Here is a 21,634-nt window from a genome sequence, read left to right on the forward strand (position 1 = left end):
CGTCTCGGGCGCCCCCATGACGTATCGAAGCAACGGTTTCGCCGCCCGATTCGCCTGCGCGGCACCGTAGAACAGACCCCGACTCGGATGTCGACCGGGCGGCGCGGGACCGGCAGTCCACTCGGCCGCCGGATGAGCCGCGCCCAATGCAATCGAGGAGAGTCTATGTTGAACAGGTACGACCGGTCCGGCCTTTCTGCCGGGATCGTCCACTTCGGCGTCGGGAACTTCCACCGATCGCACCAGGCCATGTACCTCGACCGGCTGTTCGAGCGAGGCGAGGATCTCGACTGGGCGATCTGCGGCGTCGGCCTGCTGCCCGGCGACCGGCGCATGCGGGACGCCCTCGCCGGCCAGGACATGACCTACACGCTGGTCGAGCGCCGGCCGGACGGGTCGACCGGCGCCCGCACCATCGGCTCGATCGTGGAGTACCTCTTCGGCCCGGACGATCCCGAGCGGGTGCTGGAACGGCTCGCCGACCCGGCCACCCGGATCGTCTCGTTGACGATCACCGAGGGCGGCTACAACACCAGCGACACCACCGGCGAGTTCGACGAGTCGAACCCCGGCGTGCGGCAGGACCTGCGGCCCGGCGCGGCGCCGGCCACCGTCTTCGGCTACGTCGTCGAGGGCCTCGCCCGCCGCCGCGCCCGCGGCATCCCGCCCTTCACCGTCATGTCGTGCGACAACCTGCCCGGCAACGGCGACGTGGCCCGCAAGGCGTTCGTCGCCTACGCGCGGCTGCGCGATCCCGCCCTCGGCGACTGGATCGACGCGACCGTCGCGTTCCCCAACGGCATGGTCGACCGGATCACGCCGGTCACCACCGACGCCGACCGGGCGTTCGTGGCCCAGGAGTTCGCCGTCGAGGATGCCTGGCCGGTGCTGTGCGAGCCGTTCGTCCAGTGGGTCCTGGAGGACCACTTCACGCTGGGGCGGCCCGCCTTCGAACGCGTCGGCGTCCAGGTCGTCGCCGACGTGACGCCCTACGAGCTGATGAAGCTGCGGCTGCTCAACGCGAGTCACCAGGCCCTGGCGTACCCCGGCTACCTGCTCGGGCACCGCCTGGCCCACGAGGCCGCCGCAGACCCGCGGCTGGTCGAGCTGCTCACCCGGTACATGGACGAGGAGGCCACCCCGACGCTGCGGCCGGTGCCGGGCATCGACCTCGCCGCCTACAAGCGCTCGCTCCTCGACCGGTTCGCCAACCCGTACATTCGCGACACCCTGGCCCGGCTGGCCACCGATGCCTCGGACCGCATCCCGAAGTTTCTTCTGCCGGTCGCGCACGACCGGGTCCGGCTCGGCCGGTCGGCGCCGATGGCCGCGCTGGTGGTCGCGGGCTGGGCCGTGTTCGCCGCGGACGTCGACGAGCCCGGCGCGCCGGACCGGCAGCGCGCGGCCGTCGCCGCGGCCGTGCGCCGCCAGCAGGCGGACCCGATCGGATTCCTGCGCGACACCGATCTGTTCGGCGACCTCGCCGAACGCCCGATCTTCGCCGACGCATTCGCCGCGAGCTACCGCGACATCCGGGCGGGCGGCATCGCCGCCGCCCTCGCTGCCCGCCTCGGCACGCCCGCCGAGGTCCGCTGATCCCTCGCCCCGTCATGAGAGGAAAGCCATGTCCCCAGCACTACGGGGCCGTTGGTCGCGTGCCGCCAGGGCACTCGCGATCCTGACAGTACCGCCGTCGGCGCCGGCGCTGACGGCCCGCGGCGGTGACACCGTCGACAGCCCGAGCACCGCCACCGCCCTGACGATCGCCTGCGTGCGCCTGGATGAGGTCGTGTCGTGACGAACCGATTCGTGTTCGTGGTCGGCGAGGCGCTCATCGATGTCATCGTCCGTCCCGGCGGTACCGACGAGGTCCCGGGCGGCAGCCCGGCCAACGTCGCCCGGGGCCTCGCCCGGCTCGGCGTGCCGACCGCGTTGCTCACCAGCATCGGCGACGACGACCGCGGCCGGCTCCTGCTGCGGCATCTCACCGGCGCCGGCGTCGACGTGCTGCCCGCGAGCGTCCACCGTGGACGGACGGCGACCGCAACGGCGACCGTCGACGCCTCGGGCGACGCCCGCTACGTCTTCGACATCGACTGGGACATCGAAACGGCCGCGATCCCGGACGGGGCCGCCGTCGTGCACACCGGCTCGATCGCCGCCTTCCTGGAGCCGGGCGCCGGCAAGGTCCGCGCGCTGCTGCGCGACCTGCGGGGGCGGGCGACGCTGACCTTCGACCCGAACGTCCGCCCCGCGATCCTCGGCGCCGATCCCGCCCCGGCCCGGGCGACCTTCGAGGCCGTGGCGTCGCTCGTCGACGTGGTCAAGCTCAGCGCCGAGGACGCCGGCTGGCTCTACCCCGGCCGCCCGCTGGACGCGGTCGCCGATCACATCGCCGGCGCCGGTCCCCGGCTCGTCGCCGTGACGCGCGGCGCCGCCGGCTCCACGCTCCACGCGCCCGGGCACGTCGTGCGCATCGGCCCGGCCGCGGTTGACGTCGTCGACACGGTCGGCGCGGGGGACAGCTACATGGCCGGGCTGATCCTCGGCCTGCTCGAAACACCGCCGGCCGCACTGGACCGGCTTGGCGCCGTCGCCGCCGCTGCCGCCTCCTACACCGTGTCCCGCCGGGGCGCCGAGCTGCCCCGGTACCGCGACCTCGAGACAGACTGATCATATGTTCGTCACGGACGACCAAGCGCTCGCCGCCAAGTTGTCGAGAACGATGAACGCAGCCGCGGGCCCGGTTCCTAGCGTGGTCGCATATGAGAGACCTCCACGATGTCCCGCGGGCAGGCTGATGGCCGCCCTCTCAGACCTGCTCGCCGACGCCCGCGCCCTGATCGAGTGCGAGTCGCCGTCGGCCGACCTCGTCGGCACGCCGACCCTGGACGACCTCGGCGTGGTCGACGGCGGCGCCCACGCCTCCGGCGAGCACGTGCTGGTGGACAAGCTGCCCGGCCGGACCGCGCTGCTGCGCGCGCTGGTCGAGGACCTGCCGGCCGACTCGACGAACCCGATCGCCGCGCCTGGTGCGGCCCGACCCTGACACCCCCGAACGAGCCGAGGAGCATGAACATCGTGACCGACAGCAGCGTGGCGCCCGCCGCCGCGGGGCCGGAGCTCGACCACGCCGCCCGGGCCGCGGAGGGCGCCGCCCGAGCGGCCGGCGTTCTGGTGCGCGAGCTCACGGGCCTCGACGACCTGGACGGGGTGATCGGGTTACTCGCCACCATCTGGGGCCGCTCGGACAAACCGCAGATGACGATCGAGCTTCTGCGCGCCCTGAGCAAGGCCGGCAACTACGTGGCCGGCGCCTTCGAGCGCGACCGCCTGGTCGGTGCCTGCGTGGGCTTCTTCCACGCCCCGGCGGAGGAGGCGCTGCACAGCCACATCGCCGGAGTCTCGGCGCGGGCCACCGGCCGCGGCGTCGGCTTCGCGCTCAAACTGCACCAGCGGGCATGGGCGCTACGCTACGACGTCCCCGAGATCGCCTGGACCTTCGACCCGCTGGTGGCCCGTAACGCCTACTTCAACGTGGTCAAGCTGGCCGCGCGGCCGGCCGAGTACCTGCCCAACTTCTACGGTCCGATGCTCGACGCCATCAACGGCGCCGAGGACTCCGACCGGCTCCTGATGCGCTGGCCGCTGCGCGACCCCGCAGTGGTCGCCGCCTGCACCGGGGGCGGCACCGGCACCGTCGCCGCGGACGAGCTCGCGGCGGGCGCCGTCACGGCGCTGAGCATGGGGGCGGACGGCGCTCCCGAGCCCGGCCGGCTCGACGGCGCGACCTCGCTCGTGGCCGTACCCCCGGACATCGAGGGCCTCCGCACGGCCGACCCGGGGATGGCGCGGCGCTGGCGGGTCGCCGTGCGCGACGCGCTCACCGGCCTCGCCGCCCGTGGTGGCCGGATCGAGGGCTTCGACCGCACCGGTTGGTACGTCGTACGGAGGGATGCATGAAACTCACCAACGTGGCGCTCGCCGCGCTGCCCGGGTTCACCTTGCCCGGCGACACGTCGGCGTCCGGGCGGTACTACGCCGCGGACAGCACCGAGCCGTTCGTGCTCGACGGCGGCCACCTCGCCGTCCCGGCCGGCCCCGGCCTCGGCGTGGCGCCGGTGCCGGACCGCCTCGCCGAGATGACCACCGCGTCCGAGTGGCTCACCGGCTGAGTACGTCGGATCAGACGAAGAACACGGGCGCGATTCATAGGGGCCGACTAGTCGTCGACCAAGGCGTGGCATATCGTCGGCAAATGGCGCACACCAACGACGCGCGCTCCCGCGGGGGCCTGGGCCGGGTCCTCGACGACCTGGGCTCCACGCTGCTCGACCTCCTCCACGGCGACCCCGACCGCCCCGGTGAGATCGGGGGTCTGGTCATTCACGACCCGCTGGATCAGCCGATGCTGCCGCCCCACGCGCTCGTGCTCGGCATCGGGGTGAACGCACCCGGCGAGATCGCGGCGCTGCTGCGCGCGCTCGGCGGGCGGCGGGCGGCGGCGCTGGTGCTCAGGGCGCCGGTCTCGCTCACCGACGAGGTGCGGGTCGCCGCCGACGAGGCGGGCGTGGCCGTGCTCGGGCTCAGCCGGGGCGCGCCGTGGGGCCACCTGAGTGAGATGCTGCGCTCCCTGCTCGTCGGCGTGGATCCGGCGGAGTCGCTCGGCGGGCTGCCCGCGGGCGACCTGTTCGCGGTCGCCAACGCGGTCGCGTCGCTGCTCGACGCGCCGATCACCATCGAGGACCGCGACTCCCGGGTGCTCGCCTTCTCCGTCCGCCAGGACGAGGCCGACCCGTCCCGGGTCGAGACAATCCTGGGCCGGCAGGTGCCGGAGCGGTACTTCCGGAATCTCCGCGAGCGCGGAGTCTTCCAAGACCTGCTTCGCGACGACCGGCCCATCTACATCGAGCCCGTCCCCGGCGACAACAGCGGCCTGACGATGCCCCGCGTGGCCATCGGGGTGCGCGCCGGCGACCAGATGCTGGGCTCGATCTGGGCGGCGGTGCCCGGGCCGCTGAGCGAGGAGCGCCACGAGGCGCTGCGGGAGTCGGCCAAGCTGGTCGCCCTGCACCTACTGCGGGTCCGGGCCGGCGCCGACGTGCAGCGGCGGCTGCGGGCCGACCTGCTGCGCTCGGCGCTGGAGGGCGGCGCGGGCGCGGGCGCGGCGCTGGAGCGGCTGGGGCTCGCGGGCCGCCCGCTGCTCGTGCTGGGGGTGGCCCTCGACGAGCGCGACCGGCACCGCGACGGCGACGGCGGCGCGGCCGTGGTCCACGACCGGCAGCGGCTCGGCGACGCGTTCGCCCTGCACCTGTCCGCCTTCCACCCGATCTCGGCGGTCGCCGAGATCGGCGAGGTCACCTACGGCCTGGTGCCGGTGGCCGGCACCGGGGACCGGGCCGGGACGCGCGCGGAGCGGACCCTGCAGGACTTCCTGGACCGAGTCGGCGACCGGCTGCCCGCGGTCGCCGCCGTGGGACCGGCCGCGCTGGACCTCTCGGGCGTGGCCCACAGCCGCTCCTGGGTGGACCGGGTCCTGCGAGTGCTGCGCGAGCGGCGCGGCCACCGGCGCATCGGCAGCCTCGACGAGCTGCAGGGCGAGGCCCTGATCATCGAGATGCGCGACCTCGCCGCCGCCCGCGGCGACGAACCGACCGGCGCCCTGGCCCGCCTGGTCGACTACGACCGCCGGCACCACGCCTGCCTGGTCCAGACGCTGCGCGCCTGGCTCGACGCCTTCGGCGACGTCGTCGCGGCCGCCGACTCGGTCTTCGTCCACCAGAACACCTTCCGCTACCGGCTGCGGCGGGTCGCCGAGGTCGGCCGGATCGACCTGGCCGACCCCGACCAGCGCTTCGCCGTGATGCTCCAGCTCCGGGTGCTCCGCGTCGGTTCCCTGCCCGACCCGGTCGCCGACGCGTGACGACCACCGCCGCCGATTCCGCATGCCGCCGCTGTCGCGCCCAGCGGACCCGCCCGGCCGTTCGTCGCCGTCGCGATCGTGCTGCCGCTCATCGTGGTCGGCGCCGAGGAAGACGCCCGGTTCAGCTTCACCGGCGTGGACGAGGGCTGCCGCGAGCGGATCCGGTCCTACGCCGACCGGCAGGAGGACCGGCGGCGTCTACCCCGGCCGTTCCACGAAGAAGATCGTCCACCACCTGTGGCGGTGACCGGTCAGCCGCCACGCGCTCAGTCGCCGAAGGCGCCCTTAGGGCGAGTGGGCGGAGGAGGAGCGGCCGGGCAGTGCGGCTGCTTCTCCTCGCTGATCGCCGGTGGTGCCAGCGGCATGATCTCCCGTTCGTGGTAAGCGATCAGGTCCTCCGCCTGGTCGTACAGGCGTATGAGCGCGTCCAGGCACGGCCCGATCACCTGGGGATCGCTCACCCTGCGCGCCCCGGTATGCGCGCCGGCCGCGTTGTAGAGCACTTCGTAGCAGAGCGAGCGAGAGAAGATGACAAGTTCCGGCAGCGGGGAACTCCGCTCGAAGTCGCGTACGGCGTCCGCGGGGAGGACTCTTACCCGCTCACCTGTCGACACCCGTATCGCCAGTCCATTGATCTCCCACTGCAGGTAAGGCGTGATCGGGCTCTCGACGATACGCAGCCGGCGGAACTCGGCATGGGTGGCGTACTGCTCCTCCAGCGGCAAGCGCCACTCTTCGAGCAGCGCCATGGAGCGTTCCCAGTCGCCGTCCATCATGGCCTGCCAGCTCTCGACGTCGGGCTCGTGGAACTCCTGGGCTCGCTCCAGCTTCCAGACGGTGTCGCCCGCCTCGGCGTAGACCTTGTCGAACTCCTCCTGATATTCGGCGACGGGCAGGTCCTCGCCCCCGGCGGTCCGAAGGTGGTGGAACGGGTCCAAGACTCCTCCGATTTCTGTCGTTATCACGGTCGATGTCACTTTCGTTGCGCGGTCGCCGGGCGCGAGATGGTGACGGCGCGCCGGACTCGCCGGCCATGCCGTCGCCACCAGGCCCTCGCCCAGAGCGACTGGAAGAACACGATGACGAACAGGGTCACCAGCGCGTCGGCGAACTGGGCGGGGCCAGGCGGACGTGACAGAGTTTCGAACGCCCGGGTCAGCAGGGCCAGGGTGGCGGGAAGCGTGATGAGGAGCGCGATCGAGAGGCATCCCGCCGTCCCCAGCGCGGCCAGGGGCGTGTACCAGCGCAGCGCGCGGCGTTCCGCCACGGGCAGAGCGGCGAGAGGGTTCGGCCGTCGGCGGCCTGAGACGAGATGGAGCAGGTAGGCGCCCGCGTCGCGGTACATGTTCCGGCAGCCGGTGAGGTCCTGCAGAACGAAGTACAGGTCGGTACGCATGAACACCAGGAACTGCGTCGCCACCATCGTCAGTGCCGTCAGCATGACGACCGCCAGGATGGGGTGCCTGCCGGTGGTGGCCGTCAGGATCACGCAGACCCCGCACACAGCGCAGTCCACGGCCATGCCGGCCAGATAGACCGTCATCCGGATCCGGCGTTCGGCCAGCCAGATGCCCGAGACGTCCGTCTGCGCCGCGAGGAACTGCAGCCGGGTCCCGAGCCGGATACGTCCCGGAACCCCCGCCGCCCGGGCGGTAGAGAGATGGGCCAGTTCATGAAGGAGGATGAGGGTCCAGCCCACCGCTATCTGGGTCAGCAGCACGGCCGTGCCATGGCTGCTCCACAGCAGATCTCGCCAGCCGGGCATGAGCTCCGGACGGTAGACGAGTGTGCCCGCCCCGACCAGAATGACCAACGCCACGGCTATGTGAAGGCTTGGGCTGAGGGCCCAGCGCACGTGCCGGGCCGTGAGGCGTGGCAGCGTAGGGGGAGGCGGCACCGGGGAGCCGGTCGCGCGGCCGTCGACTGCGGCGACCAGGCCCGCTTCGGTCAGCCCGGCGACGAAGCCCGCGACGTCGAGCCGTGTGCCGGTCTCCTCGAAGAGGCGACGCTCGGTCTCCTCGACCGATCCGTACTCCTGAAGCAACTGGATCGCCCGTAGTCCCGCGGACGGTACGGCCACGAAGTCACCGGAATCGACGCGGCCGACGATCCACTCGTCCCTGTCGCGGCGGAATCCGACCTCATGAAGTTCTACCAAGGTCATGCCGGCGCCGTTCCTCTACATGCGAGAGACCGGTAGGCGGATGTGCGCCTTGCCTACCGGTCAGCGCCTGATCAGTTGGAGTTGCCAGCGCTGTCAGCGGTGGTTTCGATCTTGTCGAGTCGGCGAATGGTGATCGTCGCCTTCGCCTCACCCTCGTTCTCGGAGGGCTGGAACTCGTTCTCCGCGTGAGACATGGCGCACCTTCCGTTAGAGGTTTCTGCGGACTTCCAGATCATCCAGTCAGTTGAGGAGGCGGTCAAGGTCTGTTGGGCGAATCTGTCTGGGCGCACACCGGGCATCCCTCGCGCGCGGGGTGGCGAATGTCGATGAGCTGGTCGGGCGCGATCAGATTCATGCCGCCGATGCGTCCCGGCGGGATGGCGGGAACACCGGTGAGCTGGGTGATCACTGCGTGGGCCACAAGATGCCCGGAGATTCCCGCCGAGGTGGCGATCACCCCTGGCCCACCCAGGTCGACGGGTGTTCCCGGGCGACGCCGGGCCTGCTCGCCCGCACTGACACACTCGTAGCACGGTCCGCCCGGTCCGTACACCCCCACCGTCACCAGCGGACCGCTGTAGCCGCCGCCCGCCCAGGGGATACCCGCCTGCGCGCACGCCCGGTTGGCCCAGACGCGCAGGCCGTGGCCGCGAGGTTCGTCGGCGCAGAGCGCGAGCATGTCGGCTCCGGAGACGAGTTCCGCGAGTTCCTCCTGGCTGGTGACTCGCCCGCGGTCACCGGTGATCGTCACATCGGAGTTGATCCCGCGTAGCCGGCGCACGGCCAGGTCCGCCTTGGACTGGCCGACATCCGCCTCGCTGTAGAGGACCTGACGGCTGAGGTTCGACAGCTCCACCACATCGGGGTCCACGCAGTGCAACCGGCCGACGCCCGCGGCGGCGAGCGCCCAGGCCGCGTGGCTGCCCGTGCCACCCAGCCCAAGCATCACCACCCTGGCGTTCCTCAGCCTGAGCTGCGCCTCCCAGCCATGCTCGCGGGGAGTCAGGTCGATCCGCCGGAAGAAGGCGCGATTCCTGCTGTAGCGGTCAAGCTCTCGGGGGCTGAGCTCGCCCGGGGGCGCCGACTCTGCGTCTTCGAGATAACCGGAGCCGATGAGCTGGGCGACCACCGACTCCGCCTGCCCCGCGGACAGTTCGGGGAAGGCTCCGCCCAGCCGCGACACGATCTCCTCCACCGGGCGGGTCCCATCCATGAGCGAGAGTGCCGCCCAAGCCCATCCGTTCGGATCGTCGATCTCGGCGGCGAGTCCGTAGATCTCGCCACCGACACGGACGGTACCGTCCGGATACCGGTGCGGACGATGCTCCGGCTTCACCCGGGGACAGCGCATGGACATCCTCCCGAAAGACCACGGATCGGACGAACGTGTCAACCCAGGGGTGGTCTCAGGTGATGGGAGCTCGATAGTAGGAGAGCCGTACTATCTGTGTTTGTTTTGCTGGGAATCCCGAGCAGGCGAACACGACGGCGAGGGCGGATGGCCTGGTCAGCCGCCGTTGACAACCGTCGGCCGCTGAGAGTGGTGGTGCTATGCCTGGGTGTCCGGAATGGGGCGGTGGAGCCGCCACTGGCGGAGGGGGGCGAGGCCGGGGCGGAGGTCGGGGAGGGCGGAGTAGGGCAGCCGGGTTCCGGAGGCGGTGGGGAGGGCGAAGGCGACGGCCTTGCCGGGGGAGTCGGTGGTGGTCGTGATCGTTCGGTACGCCTGGCAGTGGCCCTGCGACAGCTCGTAGGTCAGCAGCAGGCCGCGCCCGTTTTCGGCGAGGAGCGATAGGTCCGGCTCGGGGAGCGTCGCGAGCCGCTGGAAGGCGTCGCGGATCTTGTCCGGCTCGGGGTCGCCGTCGACCACCTCACACCAGGTGGGAACGCCGTCGATGCGGAAGATACGCAGCTCGTACGGCCGCCGACCGTGCCGCTCCGCGTTCGCGGCCAGCTCGGCGACGACGATCTCGGCATCGGTGATCGCGTCGTCGCTGACCCCCGCACGCTGGAGCACCTCTCGGACGACGGTACGCGCCCGACGCGCCGCCGAGCCGGGCTGCAGGGCCTTCACGAGCACTCGGACGTCCTGATGATGCTGCTCGGTGGCGGTCTGCTGCCCGTCCGGCTGCTGAGAAGAGGTGTGCGGGGTGGAGTCGGAGGGGGGCACGACGGTGCTCCGTTCGTTGTCGGTGACGGTGCACAGCAGGAAAGGCCGCCGGGCGAGAGAAGAGAACGGCGTCGTGTGCGCGTTGATCGCGGACGCGGGGTGTCGTACGCCGGAGCTGGTCGATCTCTGGTCGTTTGACCGGAAGGGCTTGGCGTGAGGCCGAGGTCGGTGTAATCGTCATCACAGTCAGTGGTCAGACGACTACCAAGGGGGTTCGTGTGGAGGTACGGGGACAGGAGGCCGGCCGTCCGGAGTTGGTCAGGGCGCGGCGGCGGAGAGGGCTGAGCCAGGAGGCGGCGGCCGAGGCGGTCGGGGTGTCGCCGACCACGTGGGCGCGCTGGGAGCGCGGCGAGCAGGGAGTTCGCGCGCGGCATCGGGCGCGGATGGCCGCAGTGTTCGGTGTCGAGGCGATCGAGGTGGAGCGGTGGGTGGAGGGCTGGGCCTTCGTGGAGACACCTTCCTGGCCGCTCGTGGACTGTGGAGGCGGCTCGCTGGCGGCTACGGTGAAGTCGGCCGACCTGCTGTGGAGGTTCGAGATGGATCCGTCCCGCCGTCACCTGCTGGCCACGCTGCCGTTCGTCCCGGCCGCGCTGGGGGAGTGGCTGTCGTCCTGGACGTACGACACCCCCGCCGCGACGACGGCGCATGCCGGGTCGGGCCGGGCGGTCGGGATGGCGGACGTGCAGCGGATCAACGAGGCCCGTCAGGCGTTCAGCCAGATGGACCACCAGTTCGGCGCCGGCCTGGTCCGCCCGGTCGTCCTGCGCTACCTCAACAGCAACGTCACCCCACTACTCCACGGCCGCTACGACGACAAAGTCGGCGCCGAACTAATGACTGCGGCTGCGGGCATGAGCAGGATGGCCGGTTGGACCGCATTCGACATGAGCATCCACGGCCAGGCTCAGCAGCACTTCGGTCAAGCTCTGCGGTTCGCCAAGGCGGCCGACGATCCCCTGACGGCCGCCTGGATCCTGACGGCCATGACCCGGCAGGCCATCCACATCGATCAGCCCCTCTGGGCCCTGCGGCTCTCGCGCTCCGCCGTGGACGCCGCACGACAGGCCCACGCATCGCCGCGCGTCATGGCCCTGATGGCCGTCAGGGAAGCCTGGACGACGGCATTGAACGCAAAGCCTGGCGAGTCGGGGGACAAGCACGGTGCCAAGCAGGTCGAACGTCTGCTCTCCGAAGCAGAGCGCGCCTACGAGCAGGGGCCCAGTAACCGCGACCCCGCCTGGATCGCCTCCTATGAGATTGCTGAGCTGGGCTCGGAGGCCGGACAATCCTGGGGCCTGCTCGGCGAACACCAGCGAGCGGCGGCCTGCGCCGAAGGCGCCGTGAACGCGTTCCAGGACCGCCTGCCGCGCTCCGCGCAGTTCAACCGGGTGCACGCCGCCGACGCCTACCTGAGCATGGGCGAGCTCGACCAGGCCCTCGACTCCGCCCGCGCCGCCATCCCCATGGCCAAGACGCTGAGCTCCGCCCGCTCGGTCGAGTTCGTCCAGGCGTTCGCCGACCGCCTCGAACCGTACGGCACCACCGTGGCCGTCCGCGAGTTCCGCGACCACCTGCGAAGCGAGCTGGCTGCTTGACGGCCTATCGGCCTACGCGTCGGGATTCTCCGCGCACTCGATGTCGCCGGAGACGTTGACACCGACCGGTGAGTCACCCACCCTTGCGCTGATTCCGCCATAGCCCTTGCGTTCGATGTAGGGCACGTATCATCTGCGGCCCCGGGGAGCAGTGCCATCATCGTGAGGAGACGGAGCTTCGCTGGGGGGTGCGCCCGGCGAGTCATGGCCTTCGCCAAGCTTGCTGAGGCGGGGAGCGGGGATCTGGTGACATGCCGGCATCGGGCGACGGGGCCGGTCCCGGGGCGCGGCGCAAGGTCGGCCGCCTTTGACCTGATCGCGACACCGCTCGGCGCCCTCGGGTTCGTCTTCGCCCTCCCCGCCGACCGTTCACGTCAGGTGAAAGTAGGGCGGCGGTGCCTGCAAGTACTGTGCGTGGTGCATGCACGACACACGATCTCCACATGGATTTTTGAAGGTTGGCCGACGTCCATATGGGTGTTCGAGAAGCGCAGGTGCGGGTGCGCGTACCATGGGTCATGCTCAGAACTCATGGCATCCTGGGGAGGGAGGACTTATGCTGACACGGCTTGAAGTCGATGGATTCAAGAACTTGCTTGATTTCCAGGTCGAGCTGGGGCCCTTCACCTGTATCGCGGGTGAGAACGGAACCGGGAAGTCAAACGTATTCGACGCCATTCAATTTCTCAGCCTGCTCGCGGACCGCTCTCTGATGGAGGCGGCTCAGGAAGTTCGTGGAGTGCACGGGGAGCGGCTTGGGGAGCCGCGCGACTTGTTCTGGAACGGTTATGCCCCCGGCGATCGGCGAATGCGTTTCGCCGCCGAGATGATCGTTCCCAAAGACGTCCAGGACGACTTCGGTCGTCCCGCAAAACCTACCACCTCCTATCTCCGGTATGAGCTTGAGCTGGGATATCTTCCACCGGCCGGAGCCGAGAAGATCGGTCGGCTGACACTGCTGGCAGAGAATCTCCGGCACATCAAGCTGGGAGACGCGGTGACCCGATTGCGGTTCCCGCACAGCGCGGCAAAGTTTCGCAAGTCAGTGCTTTCAGGTCATCGAGGCACGGCGTTCATCTCGACCACCGTTGAGGACGGCCAACCGGTGATCAGTATTCACCAGGACGGTGGTAGCCGGGGACAGCCGAAGAAATCCGCCGCGTCAAGGGCTCCTGCGACCGTGGTGAGTACGGTGACCAGCAGCGCGGAGCCGACGGTTCTGGCTGTGCGACGGGAAATGCAATCGTGGCGCAGGCTCGCCCTTGAGCCGTCGGCTCTGCGCACGGCGGACAGATATGTGGACCCACGTGAAATGGAGTCGAATGGTCGGCATCTACCGGCCACGTTGTTCCGGATCGCCAATAATGACTTCGAACAGGATCCGGCGCGCGTCTATTCGCGGGTGACAGGCCGGCTCGCCGACCTCGCGGGAGTGACCGTCCGTGACCTCAGCGTCCAGGAAGACGATGTGCGAGAACTGCTTACGGTGCAGCTTCGGGAAGCGAGTGGCCTCACGCTGCCTGCGAGGAGTTTGTCCGAGGGCACGCTGCGCTTCCTTGCGCTCTGTGTTCTTCTGGAGGATCCGGATGTACAGGGACTGCTCTGTATGGAGGAGCCGGAGAACGGAATCCACCCCGCCAACTTGGGGGCCATGGTGGATCTGGTCAAGGATCTCGCTGTCGATGTGACGGATGCTCCCGGGCGCGACAATCCCTTCCGGCAGGTCATCGTCAACACACATTCGCCTGCCATAGTTCAACTGGTCGACCCTGACGATCTGCTTTTCGCGGACACCGTGCTGCGCCGGGGGCCCGACGGCGAACTGACGCGCGCGCTCCAGTTGCATCCGCTTGCTGGCACGTGGCGGGCGAAGGGCGGCGGCATCTCGGTGACGAGGGCGGACATCCTTCCTTATCTCACCACCCCTCCAGGAGCTCAACTGAGTGTGGAGATCGCATGACTCTGCGGGTCCTGTTCCTCGGCGAGGGGACGAGTGACAGCGGAATCGTCTCGCATATCGAACGCCATGGCCTCCGCCGTGGAATCGATGTCGTGGTGACCGACCCTGCGGTGGAGCGGCTGGGCTTGAAAGGGGATGGGACGCTCCGCGGCAAGCTTCAGGCGGTTCTCCGCTTCGGCGGTGATTACGATGTGATCGTGATTCACCGTGATGCCGACAACCAGGGACGCCAGTGTCGCGTCGATGAGGTTCGCGCAGCGGTCCGTGACGCGAAGCCGACAGCAGCCTGCGTGCCAGTGATTCCCGTGCGCATGACAGAAGCATGGCTGCTGGTGGATGAGCGGCAGATTCGTGAAGTTGCGGGCAACCCCAATGGTAAGAAGGCGCTCGGCCTGCCGGACGCGGCCAAGGTGGAAATGGTCTCCGATCCGAAGGCTCTCCTCAAGGATGTTCTGGTGAGAGCGGCAGACGTCACCGGCCGTCGCCGGGAAAAGTTCAACCAGCGCTTCCCCCAGCATCGACATCAGCTCCTCGAAAGAATCGACCCTGATGGGCAAATCTGCAAGGTGCCATCGTGGAACGCGTTCGTCCAGGACCTCGATGCCGGACTTTCTGAAGCGTCGTCAGCGAAATGAGCTGATATCGCTGCTCCAGAAAGCCGCCCACCGGTTCATCGACTTCTTGTGCGTAGGGGCCGGTCGCGATACCTGTACACCGACACCACCCGTCCCTCTCTCATCGCGAGCATCACGATCGCTGACGCGTATCGTCTCAGCAAGGTAGGTCGCGGGCGATCAAGTCGCTTTGTCGTCTGCGAGGTCGGCGATGAGTCGGTCAACGACGGTTTCCTCGAAGACGGGCCGGTCACGGGTGACCATGGCATGTTGGAGCCCGTGGTCCCAAGGAGGCGATGATTCATGCCCACCGGGGATGTGCGGGGTGAACGGCTCCTGAGTTGAAGTTCCCGTTCCCGAGGTGCCCGTCAGTTGGGGACCGAGGCGCTGATGGCGGCGCGGTAGTCGCCGAGTGCGGGAAGGCCGGCTCGTTTCTCGACGGGAACCGTGTCGAGCACCATGCGGGCCGTGTGCAGAATCATGTGGGTGAGATAGGACGGGTCGAGCGTCGAGATCACCTGTGCGGCAAGTTTCAGCCCTTCGTTGTAACCACCTTCGTTGCTGACGTGAATGGCCTCGTGCAGTCGCACGCTTGCCGCGTTCCCCTCTTCCCACTCGCCTGCTACAGGATCGTGAGCAGCGGCGACTGGTCATCGGTACTTGGGTCCATATACTTCCCATCAGGTGTGGTCGCGCCGAGTGTTCTCGTTTGCGGGGTATTCGGCTTGTTTCTTGTCTGGGGCGGACGTGGTTGATGACGGGACTGTGGTGGGGCGGGTCGCTACGATCCTGGACGCGGTCGCCTCCGCAAGCGGACCCCTGCCGCTGGCGGAACTGACCCGGCGGACGGGCATTCCCAAGCCGACGGTACGGCGGATCGCCGCCAGCCTCGTGTCGCGCGGGCTACTGAACCGGGGCGACGACGGGTACATGCTGGGCGGGACGCTAGTGCGGTACGGGCTGCATGCCCTGGCGCGGCACCCGGCAGCGCTCGCGGCGCAGCCCATCCTCGCAGACCTGCGCCAGCGGGCGCCCGGCGAGATCGCCTGGTTGAGTACCGTGCACGGCGGGGCGCTCACCCTTACCGGAGCCACCTGCGGACGGGAGCACCACGCAGCGATCCGCGCCAGGTGGCCGACGGCGGAGTTGATCGGCCCCAGCGTCGTCCTCGTCGCCGGATGCCGCCTGGAGGTCGCGCATCAACCCGAGCGAGCCGACCGGATCCTGACCGCCGGATGGCGGCGGCTCACACCGTACTCCGTCACCGACCCGCGCCGGATGCGGTCCTTGCTCGCCGAGGCCCGCGACACCGGCGTCGCACAGGAAGACGAGCAGGCGCGGCTCGGCTGGAGTTGCCTCGCAGCGGTGCTCCGCGGCCCTGGAGGAGCCGTCACCGGCATCCTCGGGATTTCCGGGCGCACCGGTTCGCTGGCCGCCCCCGCCCTGCGCGCCGCTCTGGTACGGCTGGCGGCGAACCTGGAGGCCGAACTCCGCGTGACCGGCCTTCCGCAGGAAGCGCTGCCCGCGGGTCACTGAGTGACCCGGCCGCCTTGTCGGCGTGCGGTGCCCATCCCATCCTGAATCCGGCGATGCGGCAGGGCATGGGAGGTCGAGAGTGTTTCAGGATCCGGGTCAACGGGCGGCGCGGCAGGCCCAGCAGGAACATCAGCGACAGGTCAACCAGAGGTTCAGCGACACCCGGCCGGCCCGCCCGGGAGGGTGCCTGTCCTTCCTCGTCCTGGTCGCGTTGGCTCTCGCGGCACTTGGCTGGGCCGGCGCGCACGGCTACACCCCCTCCACGATCATCCGTGACATCCAGCACTTCGTCACGACGCCGCCGACCCCGGACGTGCCAGGGGACGGGAGCGGCGGCTAACCCGTGGAGGCGGTCTTCATCGCCCTCGCCCCTCATCATCGTCATCACCGCGCTCGGCGAGACCGACTCACGATAGCTCCGCGTTCGCCACCTCAACGCCCCACGCAACAAGCGTGTCGTCTATCACGGCATCTGAGCACCGGCCAAATCGCTGAGGGGGCATTCGCCGATGATCACGCGCAAGAAATCACGTCGTCAAACCGATCGGTCAGCTCCGAAAAGCGACTCAAGCCTGCCGGTGCTGCTGCACGTCATTGGTCAGCTCATCCCGGACTCTTCGCAGCGCCGGCTGAGCTATGAGGACGCCATCGGCTGGTTCGTTGACCACCGCCCGCCCCAGCAGTCCGCCGCCCAGGGCGCCATCCTGCGTACCCCCTGCCTGACGGAAGAACCGAGAGTCCAGGACTTCCTCGACGCACGGCACCAACTGGTCTGCGATCCGAACGGCACCCCGCACGGACGGCGATTCGTCGTCAAGGAACTGGGCGAGGAGCTGACCGAGGCGTTCCGTGGCACGCGACTTCCAGCCTCCTGAACCACCGTTAACCGAACACCACCGGAAGGAAAGACCATGCGCAAGATCCGCAAGATGACGAGTGTGGCCGTGGCCGTGGCCGCGATCACGACCCTGTCGCTCGCCACCGCCGGCGCCGCCCACGCGGAGGTGTCCAAGCCCTTCAGGCTGAACCATGCGATAAGGACGGGCAACTGCACGATGTTCGAGGGCGCGAGATGGACGCTGACCGTCGAGGTCGTGGGTGGCAAGAAGGTGGGCGTCGCCAAGTTTGACGGCACGGTCACCAGCAGCCACAACAACGACGCCTGGCTGATGTGGGCCTTCCTGAAGGACGCCAACGGCGCCGTGCTCGGCGCGGTGACCAACGACCTCATCCAGGACCCGACCGACCGGGCCAAGTTCGTCATGAACCTGCCCGACCGGAGACGGCCATACCGCTATTTCCACTCCGGCAAGTTCGACGCCAGTAAGTTCAACCTCATCAAGAAAATGGAACTGGGCAAGTACTGCTGAAGGCTACGGCCCCTGGTTTCAAGGGTGAGAAGTGGCCCCATCCACGCGTGAGTTTTGGCCCCACTTGGCGAGTGCGATAGGTGTCCGCCCGGTCAGGCGTCTGCTCATCAAGGTGATGGCCGCCATGGTGAGGTGGGCCTCGCTATGGGAGTGCAGGCGCTCGTAGTCGCGGACCCGTCCTGCTCACCGGCGCAGGTTCATCAGCCGTCGGCGCGCCGTGTTCATTCTGCTCGGCCACCAATTCCCGGCCGCACCGTGATCCAGATCGGCTCCACCCGCCACGTACGTCGGCAACGCACCCCGACGAACGACAGAACCCTCACGCTGTGCTACCCACTGGCGCAGGCGGGACGGAGGCGGGAAACTGTCTCGATGCCTGCTGAGTACGCCCAGAGTGACCAGTTCCGTGGTGCCCGCATCCACCTATGCGACCTTGCCGGCCTTGAGATTCGCGATTGCGAGGTCAGCGGCCTGAAGATCGTGGACTGTTATGGGGGCGACGTCTACCTCGGTGGCGACTTCGAGCGTCTCGTTGTTAACGACGTCGACGTGACCGTCTACGTCGAGGCCGAGCTCGACCGGCAGCATCCCACGCGGGTGCTGGCGCGGGAGCACTCCCACCCCGATTCCGAGATGCTGGCGCAGGCGTGCGCGGTCTTGGCCGACGCTGCGCAGATGGGGCTGTGCGGGGGGTGGGGTGTATCGAGCTGGGATCCACGCCCGCTTGTGGACCTCGACGCACCCCGTCCTGATGTCCTCATGGTCCGGTCAGGGCTGCTGGTGGGTGTCGACGTCCTCGGAGCGGCCGAGGCCCTGGTGACGCGGTGGCGGCCGGCGCAGGTGTGGGGCATGAGCCCCTTCGGTGGCAGCACCACACAGCCCGTGTGGGAACAGTTCGACCCGCGGACTTTCCTGCGGCATTCCCCACGGGCCACGAGGGTCCAGGCGGCGTTCCGCTCCGCCTACGTCCTGCCCCGGGTCGACGCGGTCGCGGTCGGTACGGACAATGTCGACCACCTGCGGGAGCTGATCGGCGCCCTGGCGTACGAGGTCGATGACCAGGTGGTCCGGGAGTACCGGCAGCTCCTCCAGGCTCGCCGTCAGTCCGTCTGAAGTTCCTTCACCACTCGCTCCGCCGTTTCCCGGGCGGCCCCCAGTCGGGGGTCGTCCGGGTCGGCGTAGGGGCCGAGGATCTTCGCGGCGACGAACAGCGTCATCAGCTTGCCGTCCCGGCTCTCCAGATCGTCACGTCGCTCGCTGCGGACGCGGTCGGCCAGAGCCGGGACGGCAAGGGAGGCGCCCCACAGATTTGCCGCGTCCAGGCCACACGGGGCCATGCCCCAGTCCTCCCAATCGAACACGCAGAACACCGGCGCCGTCATATTCGCCCAGTTGAAATCCGCATGGGCCAGACGCCATTCGACCACGACCGGATCGACGCCAGGGAAGACGCTGTGAATCGTTCCCGTGACCAGTTCCTGCGTGAGGGTCTCGGTATCCGGTGTCGCGACCCGGTTGCTGTGCTGCGCGGCGAGAGCATCCAGGGAGGCGTTCAGCGCGGCCCACCACTCCCCGGGCAGCTGCGGATCCTCCGCCACTACGGCGCTGCCCACCGGCGCCCCCGGCAGCAGCTCCGTCTCGTCCGCCCGCCACATCACCGGCTCCGTCTCGTCCCGCCACACGACGCCAGCGAACCAGGCAGGTTTCGCGATCCCGCGCAGGGCCTCAGCGGACGCGGTGCCGTCCCCGCCCTGGACCCCGATCCGGTCGAGCCCTCGCCTCTCGATACGTACCCACGTATCGCGGTCCGTCCGCGCGCCAATCGAACGGCGCTTGCGTACTACGGTGCCCCGATTCAGGCGTGTCTGAAGCGACCGCTCCACACGATCGAGAACCTCATCAACCGGTTCAACCCGCAAATCGACGGCACGAGTTGTATAAGCCGAGCGTGTCATAGGCGTGACCGTAGCAGCGTGCCAGCCCGCAGGGCCCCATCTTGGCCACAGTGGGAAGACTCCCCGCAGGGCTCCAGCTGTCAGCGGCTGGGCCCGCGAGGGGTGGTAATCCTGCCCGGGCATCGTTTTGCCCGACCCCCGCTTGGCGACCGTGGCGATCGGCGGGCGTTCGCCGACCGCCTCGAACCGTACGGCACCACCGTGGCCGTCCGCGAGTTCCGCGACCAACTGCGAAGTGAACTGGCCGCGTAACGATTCGCCTGGCGCGTAACAGGGTTCTTCACGCCCTTGACCCTCGATACGGCCGGGATTTGTCCGGTGCTCGCTGCTAATGTGCCTGCCACATAGGTGATGCGGCCCGACGGGCTTCCGCCGATCTGACGATCGCGGACATGCCCCCATACCGCACGAGATTTCGTGCTGCGTGGGGGTAGTCCGTGACGGCGTTTCGGCATTCCGCCGAAGGTCTGGCCAAGTTAGCGTCCCAGTCGCTTCCGGAACGGCGGTTAAGTGAGCTCCTTGCCGAGCATCTACGGATGACCGTAGGCCTCACGCCGTCCCAGTCCGAGCGCCGATCGTGGGACCGTAGCCTTCCGGTCCTCGCATCGGACCTGATCGACGCCGGGCTCGGTCAGGTCGAGGTGCTGGTCGAATACCAACTGCCACTGACGAGCAAGCGGGCTGACGTGGTTCTCGCGGGCGTGGACCGGCGTACTGGCGGTGACGCGTATGTGGTCGTCGAGTTGAAGCAGTGGAGCCAGGCGGACCTGTACGAAGAGGACCAGAAGCTGGTCCTGGTGGAAGGCATGCCGGGGCGCCCTCAACTCCACCCCCTGCTTCAGGTGAAGGGGTACTGCGACTACATCGCCGACTTCGCCGCCGTCCTCGGAGGGCACCACGACGCCGTCCGTGGCGTGGCCTACCTCCACAACGCCGCCGACCTGGACGTCCGCGACCTGTACGACTTCGTCCAGGATGAGCGCACCCGGATGTTCACCAAGACCCGGCGTGGGGCCTTCCTCGACTACCTTCGCGAGCAGTTCGCTCCGAAGGCGGGTGCCGGAGCCGCCGACAGGCTGCTGACAACTGCCGTGCGCCCGTCCAAGCAGCTGCTCAAGTTGGCGGCCGCTGAGATCAAGAACCGCGAGCAGTTCGTGCTGCTCGCGGAACAGCGGTTGGCGTACGAGATCGTCCTGCACCATGTCGAGAAGGCTCGCCGGGCCCATTCCAAGGAGGTCGTCATCGTCTCGGGCGGCCCGGGCAGCGGGAAGAGCGTCATCGCGCTGTCGCTGCTCGGCGAGTTGACCCGGCAGGGCCGGGCGGCGGTGCACGCCACCGGGTCCCGATCCTTCACCCATACCATGCGCCGTTACGTCGGCAAGGGCTCGACCCGGGTGCAGAGCTTCTTCAAGTACTTCAACAACTTCACCAAGGCGGACCCGAACGACCTGGATGTGCTGATCTGCGACGAGGCGCACCGGATCCGGGAGAACTCCTCCACGCGGTACACCAAGGCAAGCGACCGTACGGACCGCCCGCAGATGGATGAGCTGATGGCCGCGGCACGCGTTCCGGTGTTCCTGCTGGACGAGCACCAGGTCGTACGGCCCGGCGAACTCGGCACGGTGGCGGACATCAGGAGGCACGCCGAGTCGCTGGGGTTCCACGTGCACGAAGTGTCGCTCGATGCCCAGTTCCGCTGCGGGGGCAGTCGCACGTACGAGAACTGGGTGCTGCGCCTCCTCGGCCTGGACGGTGATTCGCCTGAGGTCTGGACCGGTGATGATCACTTCGATGTCACGCCGGCCGATTCCCCCCACGAACTGGAGGCTCTGCTCAAGAGCAAGCTGGAGGCAGGCTACTCCGCTCGGATGACCGCCGGATTCTGCTGGAAATGGAGCGAACCCGGCAAGGACGGCACGCTTGTCCCTGACGTGCGGATCGAGGAGTGGGGCTGGTCACGGCCGTGGAACGTCAAAGGGGACAGAGCCGTGGGCGAGGCGCCGTCCAGCGCGCTGTGGGCGACAGAGTCCGGCGGGTTCGGGCAGGTCGGCTGTGTCTTCACGGCTCAGGGCTTCGAGTACGACTGGAACGGCGTCATCATCGGCCCTGACCTCGTCGCACGCGATGGCAGGCTGGTGACCGTCCGGTCCGCGAGCAAGGACCCGGCGCTCAACAGAAGCGTCAGTGACCAGCAGGCGGACCGGTTGATCCGAAACAGCTACAAGGTGCTGCTCACCCGCGGAATGGTCGGCACCGCGATATACGCGGTCGATCCGGAGACGCAGGAATTTCTGTCCACGCTGATCGAGCGGGCTGCTGTTGGTCGGCCCCCGCAGGCATAGGCGGA

General features: G+C 68.9%; 22 protein-coding genes and 1 pseudogene. 16 read left to right on the forward strand and 7 right to left on the reverse strand.

The genetic code is table 11. The features are described 5' to 3' along the window. Positions 1 to 165 precede the first annotated feature (165 nt). The 7 genes and pseudogenes from AB0H21_RS19135 (at position 166) to AB0H21_RS19165 (ending at position 5,923) form a co-directional block, all read left to right on the forward strand. Positions 166 to 1,596 (forward strand): mannitol dehydrogenase family protein, encoded by a 1,431-nt coding sequence (locus AB0H21_RS19135; protein WP_358517900.1) that lies wholly within the window; start codon positions 166 to 168, stop codon positions 1,594 to 1,596. Between the two features lie 28 nt (positions 1,597 to 1,624). After that, entirely contained in the window at positions 1,625 to 1,798 is a 174-nt protein-coding gene (locus tag AB0H21_RS19140; RefSeq protein WP_358517902.1) for a hypothetical protein, read from the forward strand. Beyond that, positions 1,795 to 2,673: a carbohydrate kinase gene (locus AB0H21_RS19145; protein WP_358517905.1), complete on the forward strand. Its 879-nt coding sequence runs from the start codon at positions 1,795 to 1,797 to the stop codon at positions 2,671 to 2,673. Before AB0H21_RS19140 ends, AB0H21_RS19145 begins: the two co-directional genes overlap by 4 nt. Positions 2,674 to 2,800: 127 nt before the next feature. Beyond that, positions 2,801 to 3,049, forward strand: coding sequence for a hypothetical protein (locus AB0H21_RS19150; RefSeq protein ID WP_358517908.1), 249 nt, complete (start codon positions 2,801 to 2,803; stop codon positions 3,047 to 3,049). Positions 3,050 to 3,081: 32 nt separating this feature from the next. Continuing rightward, entirely contained in the window at positions 3,082 to 3,963 is an 882-nt protein-coding gene (locus AB0H21_RS19155; protein ID WP_358517911.1) for a GNAT family N-acetyltransferase, read from the forward strand. Between the two features lie 8 nt (positions 3,964 to 3,971). Further along, positions 3,972 to 4,175, forward strand: a pseudogene (locus tag AB0H21_RS19160) (o-succinylbenzoate synthase); the annotation flags it as partial. Between the two features lie 83 nt (positions 4,176 to 4,258). Continuing rightward, on the forward strand, positions 4,259 to 5,923 hold the full coding sequence (locus AB0H21_RS19165; protein WP_358517914.1) for a helix-turn-helix domain-containing protein: 1,665 nt from the start codon (positions 4,259 to 4,261) through the stop codon (positions 5,921 to 5,923). A gap of 266 nt (positions 5,924 to 6,189) precedes the next feature. Here AB0H21_RS19165 and AB0H21_RS19170 read toward each other — a convergent pair whose 3' ends face one another. The 5 genes from AB0H21_RS19170 to AB0H21_RS19190 all read right to left on the reverse strand — a co-directional run bounded on the left by AB0H21_RS19170 (position 6,190) and on the right by AB0H21_RS19190 (position 10,254). Next, a complete protein-coding gene (locus AB0H21_RS19170; protein WP_358517917.1) occupies positions 6,190 to 6,861 on the reverse strand; it encodes a DUF6879 family protein in 672 nt (223 codons plus the stop codon). Between the two features lie 35 nt (positions 6,862 to 6,896). Beyond that, positions 6,897 to 8,087 carry a hypothetical protein gene (locus tag AB0H21_RS19175; protein WP_358517920.1) on the reverse strand — a complete coding sequence of 397 codons (1,191 nt, stop codon included), beginning with the start codon at positions 8,085 to 8,087 and terminating at the stop codon, positions 6,897 to 6,899. Between the two features lie 71 nt (positions 8,088 to 8,158). Beyond that, the gene (locus AB0H21_RS19180) at positions 8,159 to 8,281 is read right to left on the reverse strand and encodes a hypothetical protein (RefSeq protein ID WP_358517923.1); all 123 of its coding nucleotides are present in this window, start codon (positions 8,279 to 8,281) and stop codon (positions 8,159 to 8,161) included. A gap of 62 nt (positions 8,282 to 8,343) precedes the next feature. Then, a complete protein-coding gene (locus tag AB0H21_RS19185) occupies positions 8,344 to 9,423 on the reverse strand; it encodes a ThiF family adenylyltransferase (RefSeq protein WP_358517926.1) in 1,080 nt (359 codons plus the stop codon). 213 nt (positions 9,424 to 9,636) lie between these two features. After that, positions 9,637 to 10,254 (reverse strand): ATP-binding protein, encoded by a 618-nt coding sequence (locus AB0H21_RS19190; protein WP_358517929.1) that lies wholly within the window; start codon positions 10,252 to 10,254, stop codon positions 9,637 to 9,639. 218 nt (positions 10,255 to 10,472) lie between these two features. Here AB0H21_RS19190 and AB0H21_RS19195 point away from each other — a divergent pair, with 218 nt between their 5' ends. The 3 genes from AB0H21_RS19195 (at position 10,473) to AB0H21_RS19205 (ending at position 14,444) form a co-directional block, all read left to right on the forward strand. After that, positions 10,473 to 11,849 (forward strand): helix-turn-helix transcriptional regulator, encoded by a 1,377-nt coding sequence (locus tag AB0H21_RS19195; RefSeq protein WP_358517932.1) that lies wholly within the window; start codon positions 10,473 to 10,475, stop codon positions 11,847 to 11,849. A gap of 556 nt (positions 11,850 to 12,405) precedes the next feature. Then, the gene (locus AB0H21_RS19200) at positions 12,406 to 13,809 is read left to right on the forward strand and encodes an AAA family ATPase (RefSeq protein WP_358517935.1); all 1,404 of its coding nucleotides are present in this window, start codon (positions 12,406 to 12,408) and stop codon (positions 13,807 to 13,809) included. After that, positions 13,806 to 14,444 (forward strand): DUF4276 family protein, encoded by a 639-nt coding sequence (locus AB0H21_RS19205; RefSeq protein WP_358517938.1) that lies wholly within the window; start codon positions 13,806 to 13,808, stop codon positions 14,442 to 14,444. The genes AB0H21_RS19200 and AB0H21_RS19205 overlap by 4 nt, the downstream gene beginning before the upstream one ends. Positions 14,445 to 14,791: 347 nt before the next feature. On the opposite strand, the gene AB0H21_RS19210 is transcribed toward AB0H21_RS19205, so the two are convergent. Next, the gene (locus tag AB0H21_RS19210; protein ID WP_358517941.1) at positions 14,792 to 15,013 is read right to left on the reverse strand and encodes a hypothetical protein; all 222 of its coding nucleotides are present in this window, start codon (positions 15,011 to 15,013) and stop codon (positions 14,792 to 14,794) included. A gap of 178 nt (positions 15,014 to 15,191) precedes the next feature. Between AB0H21_RS19210 and AB0H21_RS19215 the strand changes: the two genes are divergently transcribed. The 5 genes from AB0H21_RS19215 to AB0H21_RS19235 all read left to right on the forward strand — a co-directional run bounded on the left by AB0H21_RS19215 (position 15,192) and on the right by AB0H21_RS19235 (position 18,442). Beyond that, on the forward strand, positions 15,192 to 15,959 hold the full coding sequence (locus tag AB0H21_RS19215; protein ID WP_358517944.1) for a helix-turn-helix domain-containing protein: 768 nt from the start codon (positions 15,192 to 15,194) through the stop codon (positions 15,957 to 15,959). A 79-nt stretch (positions 15,960 to 16,038) separates the two neighbouring features. Then, entirely contained in the window at positions 16,039 to 16,299 is a 261-nt protein-coding gene (locus AB0H21_RS19220; RefSeq protein ID WP_358517947.1) for a hypothetical protein, read from the forward strand. A 169-nt stretch (positions 16,300 to 16,468) separates the two neighbouring features. Then, positions 16,469 to 16,834 (forward strand): hypothetical protein, encoded by a 366-nt coding sequence (locus AB0H21_RS19225; RefSeq protein WP_358517951.1) that lies wholly within the window; start codon positions 16,469 to 16,471, stop codon positions 16,832 to 16,834. A gap of 36 nt (positions 16,835 to 16,870) precedes the next feature. Beyond that, positions 16,871 to 17,329: a DUF6294 family protein gene (locus tag AB0H21_RS19230; protein WP_358517954.1), complete on the forward strand. Its 459-nt coding sequence runs from the start codon at positions 16,871 to 16,873 to the stop codon at positions 17,327 to 17,329. A 372-nt stretch (positions 17,330 to 17,701) separates the two neighbouring features. Beyond that, complete coding sequence (locus tag AB0H21_RS19235; RefSeq protein WP_358517957.1) at positions 17,702 to 18,442, forward strand: hypothetical protein; 741 nt, start codon at positions 17,702 to 17,704, stop codon at positions 18,440 to 18,442. On the opposite strand, the gene AB0H21_RS19240 is transcribed toward AB0H21_RS19235, so the two are convergent. After that, positions 18,430 to 19,284, reverse strand: coding sequence for an aminoglycoside phosphotransferase (locus tag AB0H21_RS19240; protein WP_358517960.1), 855 nt, complete (start codon positions 19,282 to 19,284; stop codon positions 18,430 to 18,432). The two genes, AB0H21_RS19235 and AB0H21_RS19240, sit on opposite strands and share 13 nt — an antisense overlap. 536 nt (positions 19,285 to 19,820) lie before the next feature. On the opposite strand from AB0H21_RS19240, the gene AB0H21_RS19245 reads away from it, so the two are divergent. Next, positions 19,821 to 21,629, forward strand: a complete 1,809-nt coding sequence (locus AB0H21_RS19245; protein WP_358517963.1) for a DUF2075 domain-containing protein — start codon at positions 19,821 to 19,823, stop codon at positions 21,627 to 21,629. Positions 21,630 to 21,634 lie beyond the last annotated feature (5 nt).

It is taken from the genome of Sphaerisporangium sp. NPDC051011 (assembly GCF_040653595.1).
In the GTDB taxonomy this organism is placed as follows: Bacteria; Actinomycetota; Actinomycetes; order Streptosporangiales; family Streptosporangiaceae; genus Sphaerisporangium.